This is a genomic window from Streptomyces doebereineriae, from assembly GCF_031845645.1.
Classification (GTDB): Bacteria; Actinomycetota; Actinomycetes; order Streptomycetales; family Streptomycetaceae; genus Streptomyces; species Streptomyces canus.
Genome location: NZ_JAVREZ010000006.1, coordinates 44746 through 57316, shown reverse-complemented (window position 1 = coordinate 57316; position 12571 = coordinate 44746). Strand labels below are relative to the sequence as shown.

Annotated in this window: 11 protein-coding genes; 2 read left to right on the top strand and 9 right to left on the bottom strand. The window is 69.3% G+C overall.

Annotated features, from left to right (window positions below; all coding sequences use genetic code 11):
• Positions 1 to 34: 34 nt before the first annotated feature.
• A complete protein-coding gene (locus RNB18_RS18975; protein ID WP_057611304.1) occupies positions 35 to 727 on the top strand; it encodes a response regulator in 693 nt (230 codons plus the stop codon).
• A 94-nt stretch (positions 728 to 821) separates the two neighbouring features.
• Here RNB18_RS18975 and RNB18_RS18970 read toward each other — a convergent pair whose 3' ends face one another.
• The 6 genes from RNB18_RS18970 to RNB18_RS18945 all read right to left on the bottom strand — a co-directional run bounded on the left by RNB18_RS18970 (position 822) and on the right by RNB18_RS18945 (position 7831).
• On the bottom strand, positions 822 to 2414 hold the full coding sequence (locus RNB18_RS18970; RefSeq protein ID WP_311715270.1) for a solute symporter family protein: 1593 nt from the start codon (positions 2412 to 2414) through the stop codon (positions 822 to 824).
• Positions 2411 to 2974, bottom strand: coding sequence for a DUF485 domain-containing protein (locus tag RNB18_RS18965; protein ID WP_311715269.1), 564 nt, complete (start codon positions 2972 to 2974; stop codon positions 2411 to 2413). Before RNB18_RS18965 ends, RNB18_RS18970 begins: the two co-directional genes overlap by 4 nt.
• Before the next feature lie 60 nt (positions 2975 to 3034).
• On the bottom strand, positions 3035 to 3727 hold the full coding sequence (locus tag RNB18_RS18960; protein WP_311715268.1) for a response regulator transcription factor: 693 nt from the start codon (positions 3725 to 3727) through the stop codon (positions 3035 to 3037).
• On the bottom strand, positions 3724 to 4875 hold the full coding sequence (locus RNB18_RS18955) for a sensor histidine kinase (RefSeq protein WP_311715267.1): 1152 nt from the start codon (positions 4873 to 4875) through the stop codon (positions 3724 to 3726). Before RNB18_RS18955 ends, RNB18_RS18960 begins: the two co-directional genes overlap by 4 nt.
• Positions 4872 to 5396, bottom strand: a complete 525-nt coding sequence (locus RNB18_RS18950; RefSeq protein WP_311715266.1) for a DUF1453 domain-containing protein — start codon at positions 5394 to 5396, stop codon at positions 4872 to 4874. The genes RNB18_RS18955 and RNB18_RS18950 overlap by 4 nt, the downstream gene beginning before the upstream one ends.
• Positions 5397 to 5707: 311 nt before the next feature.
• Entirely contained in the window at positions 5708 to 7831 is a 2124-nt protein-coding gene (locus RNB18_RS18945; protein WP_311715265.1) for a DNA gyrase/topoisomerase IV subunit B, read from the bottom strand.
• Between the two features lie 442 nt (positions 7832 to 8273).
• Here RNB18_RS18945 and RNB18_RS18940 point away from each other — a divergent pair, with 442 nt between their 5' ends.
• The gene (locus RNB18_RS18940; protein ID WP_057611313.1) at positions 8274 to 8504 is read left to right on the top strand and encodes a DUF7455 domain-containing protein; all 231 of its coding nucleotides are present in this window, start codon (positions 8274 to 8276) and stop codon (positions 8502 to 8504) included.
• A 122-nt stretch (positions 8505 to 8626) separates the two neighbouring features.
• On the opposite strand, the gene RNB18_RS18935 is transcribed toward RNB18_RS18940, so the two are convergent.
• The 3 genes from RNB18_RS18935 to RNB18_RS18925 form a co-directional block, all read right to left on the bottom strand.
• Positions 8627 to 9490: a serine protease gene (locus tag RNB18_RS18935; RefSeq protein ID WP_311715264.1), complete on the bottom strand. Its 864-nt coding sequence runs from the start codon at positions 9488 to 9490 to the stop codon at positions 8627 to 8629.
• Between the two features lie 121 nt (positions 9491 to 9611).
• Positions 9612 to 11147, bottom strand: coding sequence for an RNA polymerase sigma factor (locus RNB18_RS18930; protein ID WP_311715263.1), 1536 nt, complete (start codon positions 11145 to 11147; stop codon positions 9612 to 9614).
• Between the two features lie 428 nt (positions 11148 to 11575).
• Positions 11576 to 12463, bottom strand: coding sequence for a FadR/GntR family transcriptional regulator (locus RNB18_RS18925; RefSeq protein ID WP_311715262.1), 888 nt, complete (start codon positions 12461 to 12463; stop codon positions 11576 to 11578).
• Between the last annotated feature and the right edge of the window lie 108 nt (positions 12464 to 12571).

The window sequence follows — 12571 nt, the reverse complement described above, 5'->3', positions numbered from 1 at the left end:
TGACGCCCGCCAGGCCTTGAGGGAAAGAGGCCCGATGATTGACGTCCTGGTCGTGGACGACGACTTCCGTGTCGCCGAGATCAACGCCAAGTACGTGGGAAAGGTGCCCGGATTCCGGGTGGCTGCTCGCGCCCACAGCGCTGCCCAGGCGCTGGCCAGCGTGCAGCGCGGGACCATCGATCTGATCCTGCTCGACCACTACCTGCCCGACCAGACGGGCCTCGAACTCGTCCACCGCATGCGGGAACAGGGCCACGGCACCGACGTCATCATGATCACAGCAGCCGGGGACGTGACGACCGTCCAGGCCGCCATGCGCCTGGGCGCCCTCCACTACCTGGTCAAACCTTTCACCTTCGCGGCCCTGCGCACCCGGCTGGACTCCTACGCGGCCCTGCGCCGCACCGTCGACCGGGTCGGCGGCCGCGGCATCGCCGGTCAGGAACAGGTCGACAGGATCTTCAGCGCCCTGCGCACCACCCCGGCTCCGCCGTCCCCCGGCCTGCCCAGCGGCCACTCGGAGCCGACGACGGACCTCATCTGCCGCGTCCTGCACCACGCCGACCACCCGCTGTCGGCCCACGAGGTCGCCGCCGAGACGGGCCTGAGCCGCTCCACCGCCCAGCGCTACCTCCGCCATCTCGAACAGGCCGGCCGCCTCCGCCTGACCCTCAGATACGGCGACACGGGGCGGCCGGAGCACCGGTACGCGTGGGTGGCGCCATAGCCGTACGCCGCGAAAGGCCTCGACTGCAGAAGCCGTACGACGAAGCCCGATGCCGTACGACGACGAGGGCGCCGCCCGATCACGGGCGCCGCTCCTACACGGCCCCCGCTCCCGTGAGCGACCGCACCTCGGTCTCCGCGTGCTTGGCCTCGTCGGCGACCTCCGCCGAGGTGACCGTGCCGAGCCAGCCCGCGACGAAGCCCAACGGGATGGAGACCAGACCGGGGTTCTGCAGCGGGAAGTACTGGAAGTCGACGCCGGGGAAGAGCGATTCGGGGCTGCCGGACACCACGGGCGACAGCAGCACCAGGGCCACGGCCGGCAGGAGTCCGCCGTAGACGGACCAGACGGCGCCCCGGGTGGTGAACCCGCGCCAGAACAGCGAGTAGAGCAGCACCGGCAGATTCGCGGACGCCGCGACGGCGAAGGCGAGGCCCACCAGGAAAGCGACGTTGAGGTCACGTGCCAGCAGGCCGAGAGCGATCGCGATCACGCCGATCCCGACGGCGGCGGTCCTGGCCACGGCCACCTCGCTGCGCGGCTTGGCCCGCCTACGCCGCAGTGAGGCATACAGGTCATGGGCCACGGAGGCCGAGGAGGCGAGCGTGATGCCGGCGACGACGGCGAGGATCGTGGCGAAGGCGATGGCGGCGACGATCGCGAACAGAACCGTTCCTCCCGTGGAGCCGGCGCCACCGCCCAGATCGAGGGCCAGGAGGGGAACCGCGGTGTTCCCCGCGGCGTTCGATCCCCGTACCGCCTCGGGCCCCACGATGGCCGCGGCACCGAACCCGAGGACGATCGTCATCAGGTAGAAGCTGCCGATGAGCCCGATCGACCAGACCACCGAGCGCCGTGCGGCGCGTGCCGTGGGCACGGTGTAGAAGCGGGACAGGATGTGGGGCAGACCTGCAGTACCGAGCACGAGGGCGAGTCCCAGGCTGATGAAGTCGAGGCGGGCGGTCCAGTCCCCGCCGTACTTCAGACCGGGTGCCAGGAACGACTGACCGTGGCCGCTGCGCTCCGCCGCCGTGAGCAGGAGTTGGTCGAAGTCGCCGTGGAACCGCACCAGTACGAGCACGGTCAGCGCGATGGTCCCGCAGAGCAGCAGGACCGCCTTGACGATCTGGATCCAGGTGGTCGCCCGCATCCCTCCCAGGGACACGTAGATCACCATGAGCGCCCCGACGGCGATGACGGTCCAGGACTGAGCCGCCTCGCTGGTGCCCCCGAGCAGCAACGCGACCAGGCTGCCCGCGCCCACCATCTGCGCCACCAGATACAGAACGGACACGGTGACCGAGGAAGTTCCCGCCGCGATCCGCACCGGCCGCTCGCTCATCCGCGCGGCGACCACGTCGGCGAGCGTGAACCGCCCGCAGTTGCGCACCAGTTCGGCGACGAGGAACAGCACCACCAGCCAGGCCACGAGAAAGCCCACCGAGTAGAGCATCCCGTCGTACCCGAAGAGCGCGATGAGCCCGGAGATACCTAGGAAGGACGCGGCCGACATGTAGTCGCCCGCGATGGCAAAACCATTCTCCATCGGCGAGAACAACCGCCCACCCGCGTAGAACTCCTCCGCCGAACCGTGCCGGTGGCGGCTCACCCACGTCGTGATCCCCAGCGTGACCGCGACGAACGCGCTGAACAGCAGCAGCGCCAGGGTCTGGTGGTCCCCTGTCACGACGACGCACCGCCCCGTGCCGTGCGCGTCAGTTCCTGGGTGTCCCACCGCAGTTCGAGCGCGGCCCGGTCCCGGCGCAGCCTCGCATGCCGGGCATAGGCCCAGGTCAGCAGGAAGGTGGTGAGGAACTGCCCGAGTCCCGCGAGCATCGCCACGTTCACCGCGCCGGCGACCGGCCGCGCCATCAGTCCCGGCGCGCTCGTCGCTGTCACGACATAGGCCACGTACCACGCGAAGAACCCGATGCCCGCAGGCACCACGAACCTCCGGTACCGGCTGCGCACTTCCTGGAAGGCCGCGCTGCGCTGCACTTCGAGGTAGACGTCGGCCGCCGCGGCGTCCCGGTCCTCGCGCTCCGCGCGTGCCGTCGCAACCGGGCCCACGGATGTACCGTCGCCGCCTGTCTCGCCCCAGCCGGAGGCGAGCGCGTCATACCAAGGATCGTCGTACCGCACACCGGCGGACGCCTCCGCGCGGGCCACATCGTGGCTGTCGTGGTTCTCGGCCGAACTCTCGGCATCACCCCCGCTTCCGCGGGGACGAGCGTTGCTTGACTGCATGCCCAAGGATGGACAGAACGGGAAGATCCCCGACTCTTCTTCCCCACGCCCTTCACCCCATTAGGTGATTCCTCCCATCGGTGGCCGTACAAGCCCGTTCGCATAGGCGTAACGCACCGCCTGCGCACGGTCCTTGATTCCCGTCTTGGCGAAGAGGTTGTTGATGTGGGTCTTCACCGTGGCGGTGGAGACATGCAGTTTCCGGGCGATCTCCTGGTTGCTCAGTCCCTCTGCGATCAGCGCCAGCACTTCGACTTCCCGGGCGGTGAGCCCGTCGGGAGCCTCCGCGGCCGCCGGCTGGGGCGGCTCGGGGTCCGACAGCCGCTCCAGCAGCCGACGCTGGATGCTCGGCGACAGTCCGGCGTCCCCGGAGAGGACGCTCCGCACAGCCCGCACGATCTCGTCACCTCCCGCGTCCTTGGTGAGATAACCGCGTGCCCCCGCCTTGAGCGCGGGAAACAGCGACTCGTCGTCCGCGAAGGTCGTCAGCACCACGACCTGCGTCCCAGGGTGCTCGGCGCGGATCCTCCGGGTCGCCTCCACCCCGTCGCAGCGAGGCATGCGCAGGTCCATCAGCACCACGTCCGGGGCGAGTTCCGCGACGAGCTCCACCGCCTCCTCGCCGTCCCCGGCCGCGCCCACCACTTCGATCCCGGGCAGCAGTCCGAGCAGCATCACGATGCCTTCGCGCACCACGGTCTGGTCGTCCGCGACCACCACCCGCGCGGGCTTCGGCTCCGCCCCCTCCGTCATACCGGCACCTTCAACGTCACCATGAACCCTTCGTCGTCCGGCCCGGCGTCCAGCGAACCGCCCAGCAGTTCGGCGCGCTCCCGCATCCCCAGCAGACCGTACCCGCCTCCGGTGGCGGTGAGTTCACCCGGCGAACCACCCGAGTCCCGCACGACCAGCGTCACCCGGTCCTCGCCGTACTCCAGCCACACCCGGATCTTGGCCCCCGGCGCATGCTTGCGGACATTGGTCAGGGCCTCCTGCGCGACCCTCCGCACGGCCTGCGACGCCTCGGCCGGCAACGGTCTGCGCTCACCCGAAATGGTGGTCTCGGCTCCGTCGGCCGTCCCGACGAGCTGGGTCAGGAACTCCTCCAGCGGAGTCATGTCCCCCCGCAGAGCCGACAGCGCCTGCCGGGTCTCCGCGAGACCGTCGCGGGCCATGCCCCGGGCCGCCACCACCCTTTCGAGGATCTGGTCCCGGTCCGCGCCGCCCTCGATCAGCAGCCGGGCCGCCTCCAGGTGCACGAGCTGGGCCGAGAGACTGTGGGCCAGCACGTCGTGGATCTCCCGGGCGATACGGGCCCGCTCCGCGAGTGCCGCCGACTCCGCCTCGGCCGCCCGCGCGGCCCGCTCCTGGTTGAGCAGCCGCTGCGCGTTGCCGCGGGCCTCCGCGTCCAGCCGTAGAACGTAGCCGGCCAGGGCGAGCCCCGCCGTCGTGGCCAGGGTGGTCAGCCACACGTCGTCGTTGACGGCGGCGTAGAGGGCGAGGGCGATCGCGGTCACGGGCAGGGCGGCGGCGATGGGCAGCCGTTCCAGAGCGGTGATGGCGCAGCCGCACCACAGGACGAGGGCGACGACCCCGAAGTCGGCGGCCTGGGCGGCGACCGCGATCGCCAGGAGAACGCCGTACAGCGCGAGGGAAGGCCAGAGCCGGTGCTTCAGGGTGGTGCGGAAGACTGCCCAGGCGACGACTGCGGACAGGAGGATTCCCGCCACTGCTCCGAGCACGCCCCAGCCCCGTACATGGCTGCTGTTGAAAGCGCCCCAGAGGAGCATGGCGAGTACGAGCGACCGCGTGACCCAGCCGAGCAGGCGCCGAGGACGCGTGGACGCCTCACGCCCGAGCGCCTCCCGGGAGGGCCAGCGGGTCCAGGCGTTGTCCGTCACACGCGTTCCTTCCCCGTGGGCGGGAACATGGGCTCACCGTACGCCGGGGCGGTTGCGGCGGCAGAGCGCAGGGAGTGCGCTCGCCCGACGAGGATCCCGGAGCGCACGAGCAGGGTGGCCGCCAGGGCGAGCAGCAGTGCCGAAGAGTGCTGGTGGACACCGAGCGCCGCGCCGAGCGCGAACAGTCCGACGCGCAGCCCGATGCCGACGGCCCAGACGGCCCCGCTCGCCTTGGTGCTCCTGCTCCACACCGCGCCGTCCGGCTCCGTCCATATCCGGCTCGTCCAGGCCCAGCCGGCCCCGATGGCGAGGCCGGTGAGCAGCTCGGCGGTGAGCAGGGCGACCGATGCCGTGCGGTGATGGGCGTCCACCAGCCCCGGCTCGCGAAGTGCCACGACGGCGAGGACGGCGGGCAACAGCCACCAGCGCCGCCCGGTGTCGATCCGGCTCGCCCGGAACTGCCGGGCGATCACCACGACCACAGCGACCACGATCAGCAACGCGTCGACGAGCCCGGACATCACAGCCTCCGTGAGCGAGGAAGGGTCTGTCGGCAGCGGACGCCGCCGACACCTTCGAAGCTACGGAAATCCGCAGGTCGGGAGATCGGAGCAGGGGTGGATCACGGGTGGATTCCCATCGCCCGGAACCGTCCACCCACGGGTGGAGAGGCCAGGCCACAGCCCTGAGCGCCGGCAGTGTCAGCACCCAACCTGAAGCCTCCGACAGCGGGACCATTCCACCGAAGTCGCCGATACTCAACCGCGAAAGCCCTGGGTGCAGCCGAGGCCGGTTGCAGACCCGGCCCCGGCCGCCGGGCCCGACACAGCGACTACGCGTCGATACGCGACCGATCAAGGGTCGCCGCCGACCCGGAGATGAACTCCTTCCGCGGCGCCACGTCATTGCCCATCAGCAGATCGAAGACCTGCTCCGCGGCCTCCAGGTCGGCGAGGTTGATCCGCCGCAGAGTCCGGTGCCGCGGATCCATCGTCGTCTCGGCCAGCTGGTCGGCGTCCATCTCGCCCAGACCCTTGTACCGCTGGATGGAGTCCTTGTAGCGGACCCCCTTGCTCTGGAACTCCAGCAGCTTCTCGCGCAGCTCACGGTCCGAGTACGTGTAGACGTACTTGTCCTGCCCCTTCTTCGGCTGGACGAGCTCGATGCGGTGCAGCGGCGGCACCGCGGCGAACACCCGGCCCGCCTCGACCATGGGCCGCATGTAGCGCTGGAACAGCGTCAGCAGCAGGCATCGGATGTGCGAGCCGTCGACGTCGGCGTCGGTCATCATGATGATCTTGCCGTAGCGGGCGGCGTCGATGTCGAAGGTCCGGCCGGAGCCTGCTCCTATGACCTGGATGATCGCACCGCACTCGACGTTCTTGAGCATGTCCGTGACGGACGACTTCTGGACGTTGAGGATCTTGCCGCGGATGGGCAGCAGCGCCTGGAACTCGGAGTTCCGGGCGAGCTTCGCCGTGCCGAGCGCGGAGTCACCCTCGACGATGAACAGTTCGCTGCGGTCGACGTCGTCGCTTCGGCAGTCGGCGAGCTTGGCGGGCAGCGAGGAGGACTCCAGGGCCGTCTTCCGGCGCTGTGCGTCCTTGTGCTGACGGGCCGCGATACGCGTGCGCGCGGCGGCGACCGCCTTCTCCATGACGACCCGGGCCTGGGCCGCGGCGTCCCGCTTCGTGGACGTCAGGAACGCCTTGAGCTCCTTGGAGATCACGGTGCTCACGATGCGGCGGGCCGCCGAGGTACCGAGGACCTCCTTGGTCTGGCCCTCGAACTGCGGCTCGGCGAGGCGGACGGTGACGACCGCCGTCAGGCCCTCGAGGGCGTCGTCCTTCACGATGTCGTCCTCGGCGACGCGCAACAGTTTCTTGGCGCGCAGCACCTCGTTCATCGTCTTGGCGACGGCTTGTTCGAAGCCGGCGACGTGGGTGCCGCCCTTGGGCGTGGCGATGATGTTGACGAACGACTTCAGGGTCGTGTCGTAGCCCGTCCCCCAACGCATCGCGACATCCACACCGAGCTCTCGGGTGACCTCGGTGGGCGTCATCTGACCGTGGTCGTCGAGGACCGGGACGGTCTCCTTGAACGTGCCCTGGCCGGAGAAGCGGAGGACGTCGTTGACCGGCTTGTCGGAGGCCAGGTACTCGCAGAACTCGCTGATGCCGCCGTCGAAGCGGAAGGACTCCTCACCCTTGCTGCCGCCCTCGCCCAGGCCGTACTCGTCGCGGACGACGATGGTCAGGCCCGGCACCAGGAACGCGGTCTGACGAGCGCGCTGGTGGAGGTTCTCCAGGGAGAGCTTGGCGTCCTTGAGGAAGATCTGCCGGTCGGCCCAGTACCGCACGCGCGTGCCGGTCCGGGTCTTGGGGATCCTCTTGGTCTTGCGCAGGCCGCTCGCGGCCTCGAACTTGGCATCGGCGCCGTTCGCCGCGAAGGCACCCGGCACGCCGCGCCGGAAGCTGATCGCGTGGGTGTGGCCACCACGGTCCACCTCGACGTCCAGCCGGGCGGACAGGGCGTTCACCACGGAGGCGCCCACGCCGTGCAGACCGCCGGAGGCGGCGTACGAGCCGCCGCCGAACTTGCCGCCGGCGTGCAGCTTGGTCATGACGACCTCGACACCGGACAGGCCGGTCTTGGGCTCGACGTCGACAGGGATGCCCCGGCCGCTGTCCCGGACCTCCACGGAGGCGTCGTCGTGGAGGATCACCTCGATGTGGTCGCAGTACCCGCCCAGGGCTTCGTCGACGGAGTTGTCGATGATCTCCCACAGACAGTGCATCAGGCCACGACTGTCGGTCGAGCCGATGTACATACCCGGGCGCTTGCGTACGGCCTCGAGCCCCTCGAGGACGAGCAGGTGCCGCGCGGTGTAGTTGGAACCGTCCCGGTCTGCTCCTGCCAGCAGAGCTGTGGACGGCACGGACGTTTCGGCGGTCACGCGGTTCGCTCCTCGCTGAATTTCAGTTGGGGCCCTTCTGGGTAAGGGCGCGGCATCGGTCGCCGCCATGAGGGTACCGAGGCCTGGTAGAGCCGTTGTAACGCCACCCTCGTGTGGAAACACAGAGTAGTCCAGGGTCGCATACCTGTTCGATCCCTCGATGGGGTGAAGTACATATCACGTTCCCTTACAGGCATGAACCATTTAGGCTCCGGGCACGTCCTCATGAACAACCGGCAACCCAGCCGGAAGGACCAACCTTGACCGACAGTGCGAAACCGTAAGACACACAGACACGCAATACGGCACATTCGCCGCCAAACCGGCAGCAGCCGGCCGCCCGGAAAATTTCTCTCTGGGTGAAGCCCCGAGCGGGAACGTTTTGGGGCTGGTTGGATGTTGACCCTGGTACGACAGCTCGTCGAGCTAGAGAAGAGGCGACGTGACTACTGTTCTGACCCCCGCGAGCCCGCTGACGGCCGCTGACCGCTGCGACCGCTGCGGCGCCCAGGCGTACGTGCGCGTCGTCCTGCTCAGCGGCGGAGAACTGCTCTTCTGCGCCCACCACGGTCGCAAGTTCGAGCCGGAACTCAAGAAGATCGCCGCTGAGATACAGGACGAGACGGAGCGGCTCACGTCTGTTCCGGCATCCGTCTCAGAAGAAGAGCGCTGACACTTCGCGTCCACGACGAGCCAGCTCCGGCACAGGCCGGCATGAGGGCGGCTGCCCCTGTTCCCAGGGACAGCCGCCCTTGCTCGTGGTTCTGCGGGGGCGCTCAGCGCCCCGAGGCTTTGTCACGCGGTGCCGTGGCGTCCGTCGGCCGCGTTGCGCCCGTCCCAGTCCAGCGTCCGCATGACTTCGGACACACGCGTATAGACACCGGGCTGGCCCGCTCGCCCACAGCCACTGCCCCAGGAAACCAGCCCGACCAGCTTGCCCCGGGCGACCAGCGGTCCCCCGCTGTCCCCCTGGCAGGCGTCACGACCACCTCGCTCCTCCCCGGCGCACAGCATGCTGTCGGCGAGGAATGTGCCGTCGCCACCACCCGGATAGGCCTCCCCACAGCGCGCGTCGGACATCACGTGCACGTATGCCGCCCGCAGACGGCGGACGTAGTCACCCCCGCCCGTGACGTCGCCCCAGCCGTAGACCGTGGCACGGGTTCCCGGCTCGTACGCCGGGTCGCCGGCGGCCGACATGGCGATGACCGCGTCCTGCGGCAGCGGCTCGGCGAGTGTGAGGACGGCGAAGTCCCCCGCGTTGCTCTGTGGGTCGTAGCCCGGATTCACCCAGACCTCACGTATGGCGATCTCCGCCCCCTGGTCGGAGAGCAGATCCGTCCGGCCCGCGATGACACGGAAGTCACTCACCTGCTCCGGCGGCGCCCCCAGGACGTCCTCGCCCATACAGTGGGCCGCCGTGAGCACCGTGGTCGGGGCGACGGCGACACCGCCGCAGAACTGCCCGGCGCGCGTACCTCCGAACCGGTCACGGCTGGACAGGGCGACCGTCCAGGGCGCCTTGGACACATCAACCGGGAATCCCCCGACGACGATGCTGTCGGCGGCCACGGGGGCGGCCGACGCCAGCGGTATGGCCGCCGCCACGGCCGCCAGAATCAGCGGCCGGGCCAACGCCCGGGCAATGGGGTGACGCATGCATGCTCCTCACTCCGGGGTGGTGATCGGAAACCCAGAGTCATGCAGGGAGCCTGCGCGCGCAGCACGAAGGCCCGGCCCCTGACGAGGGACCGGGCCTTGTGTGTCGTACGACTGCGACCTAGTCGAGGTAGTCGCGCAGCACCTGCGAACGCGACGGGTGACGCAGCTTCGACATGGTCTTGGACTCGATCTGGCGGATGCGCTCGCGCGTGACGCCGTACACCTTGCCGATCTCGTCGAGGGTCTTCGGCTGACCGTCGGTGAGACCGAAGCGCATCGAGACGACGCCCGCCTCGCGCTCGGACAGGGTGTCGAGGACCGAGTGCAGCTGCTCCTGGAGGAGCGTGAAGCTGACCGCGTCGGCCGGGACGACGGCCTCGGAGTCCTCGATGAGGTCACCGAACTCGCTGTCGCCGTCCTCGCCCAGCGGGGTGTGCAGCGAGATGGGCTCACGGCCGTACTTCTGGACCTCGATGACCTTCTCGGGGGTCATGTCGAGTTCCTTGGCCAGCTCCTCCGGGGTGGGCTCGCGGCCCAGGTCCTGGAGCATCTGGCGCTGCACGCGCGCGAGCTTGTTGATGACCTCGACCATGTGCACCGGGATACGGATGGTGCGGGCCTGGTCGGCCATCGCGCGGGTGATCGCCTGACGGATCCACCAGGTGGCGTACGTGGAGAACTTGTAGCCCTTGGTGTAGTCGAACTTCTCGACCGCGCGGATCAGACCGAGGTTGCCCTCCTGGATGAGGTCCAGGAAGAGCATGCCGCGGCCGGTGTAGCGCTTGGCCAGGGAGACCACCAGACGGAGGTTGGCCTCCAGGAGGTGGTTCTTGGCGCGGCGGCCGTCCTCGGCGATGATCTCCAGCTCGCGCTTGAGCTTCGGGGCGAGCTTGTCGGCGTTGGCCAGTTTGTCCTCGGCGAACAGACCGGCCTCGATGCGCTTGGCGAGCTCGACCTCCTGCTCGGCGTTGAGCAGCGGGACCTTGCCGATCTGCTTGAGGTAGTCCTTGACCGGGTCGGCGGTGGCACCGGCCACGGCGACCTGCTGGGCCGGCGCGTCGTCCTCGTCGTCGTCGGAGAGGACGAAGCCCTTGTTCTCGGCCCCCTCCTCTTCCTCTTCACCGGGCTTGATCTCTTCGAGGACCTCGTCCTCGGCGACCTCGGCGTCGTCCTTGCCGCCGGTCGTCTTCTTGGCCGCCGTCTTCTTGGCGACCGTCTTCTTCGCGACCGCCTTCTTCGCGGTCGTCGTCTTCTTGGCTGCGACCTTCTTCACGGGCGCCTCGTCCTCGACGGAGGCTTCGGCGGCAGGCGCCGCCGGGGTGGCGGTGGCGGTGGGCTTCTTCGTAGCCACCGTCTTCGCCGCGACCGTCTTGGTGGCGGTGCGCTTGGCCGGACTCTTCGCTGCGACGCTCTTTCGGGTGCGCTTGGGCTCCGCGGCACTGACCATCAGCGTCACACCCTCTTCCTCGAGGATCTGGTTGAGGCTGCGCAGTACGTTCTTCCACTGAGTGGCCGGAATCTGGTCAGCTTCGAAGGCCCGACGCACGTCGTCGCCGGCGATCTGCCCCTCAGCCTTTCCCCGCTCAATGAGAGCCATGACAGAGACGGACTCGGCGATCTCCGGCGGGAGCGTACGGGATGTGCTGGCCGACACGAACAACCTCTCGGAACGTTGGAAAACGGCTTCCGGCCCCGTCCACGGCGGACAGGAGCCGACCACCGGCCTGGGAGTGGCCGACGGCGCGGGCGGGGGGCCGGGAAGATGCACAGCGCCTGAAACGGCGTCCGTATTCCCTCCGCGGCTGTCACCTCTTAGGTCATCGCGCTGCTCCCGCGAGCGTTACGCCCAATCTGCGTGGCCCGAGTCACACCCCGTAAGCAACCAAAAACGGTCAGACATGGACAGACGAGGTCACCGGCCAGTCCCGACCAGCAGCGCCCGGGGTGCCGTCACCGCGCCGCGCCGGTCGGACCCCGCAGGATCCCTGGGGGACCTGCGGGGTCCGACGGAGACGGTTCGGCGGCCGAACGACGCCACTGGAGGGGGAGGGCATCCTCGGCCGCATTGCCCGAGGTGTGCGGTCAGTGCTCGCGCGGCGCGGGCACCACGCGCTCCACCTCGGGATGGACGGCGAGCAGTTGGCGCATGGCCGCTTCGGCCGCCGCCCCGTCGCCCGAGGCGAGGGCGTCGGCGATCCGGCCGTGATGGGCGAGCGACGGCTCGTTCGGTCGGTCACAGCCGGTGACCGGGCCGCCGGAGACCTGAAGGGCAGCGGAGACGATCCCCGAAAGATGCTCCAGCATGCGGTTGCCCGCGAGCTGGATGAGCAGGGAGTGGAACTCGGCGTCGGCACGGGAGAAGGTGAGCGCGTCACCCTGACTCATGGCGTGTCCCATGATCTCGACCATGTCGCCGAGGCGCTGCTGGACATCCGCACGGCCGTGGCCCGCGGCCAGGCGCGCTGCGAGCGGCTCGATCGTCCAGCGTAGCTCGCTCAGCTCACGGCGCTGGTCGTCGCGCTGCGGCCCGAAAGCCCGCCACTCGATGATGTCCGGGTCCAGGAGGTTCCAGTCGCTGACGGGACGCACGCGCGTGCCGACGTTCGGGCGGGCGCTGACCAGGCCCTTGGCCTCCAGGACACGGAGCGACTCACGGACGACGGTACGGGAGACCTCGAAACGCTGGCCGATCTCCTCGGGGACCAACGGCCGGTCGGCCCCCAGGTCACCGGCGACGATCATCTGGCCAAGCTGCTGGACGAGTTGGCCGTGCAGTCCGCGCCCGCGGCTGCCTGCGGCCCGTCGGCCCACGCGGCCCAGTTCCGGGTCCGAGCCGTCCCAGATGGAGGCTCCGACGCGGCCTGCGGCCGGGGCCTCGGCATAGGGGTAGCGGTCGAGTTCGCCCGGGCCGGCCAGACCGGAATCGGCGGAGCGGGCGGCGGTCATCATGGTGTGCGCAAGGGTACTCACGGATCCTTTGTCGGCGTTGCCTCCAACTCCCTTGAGGTCTTTGGTGAAAAGCACACGAAAGGGTGATCGCTCACGCCGTCGCAATTGACGCCTTATCGGAAAGAAATG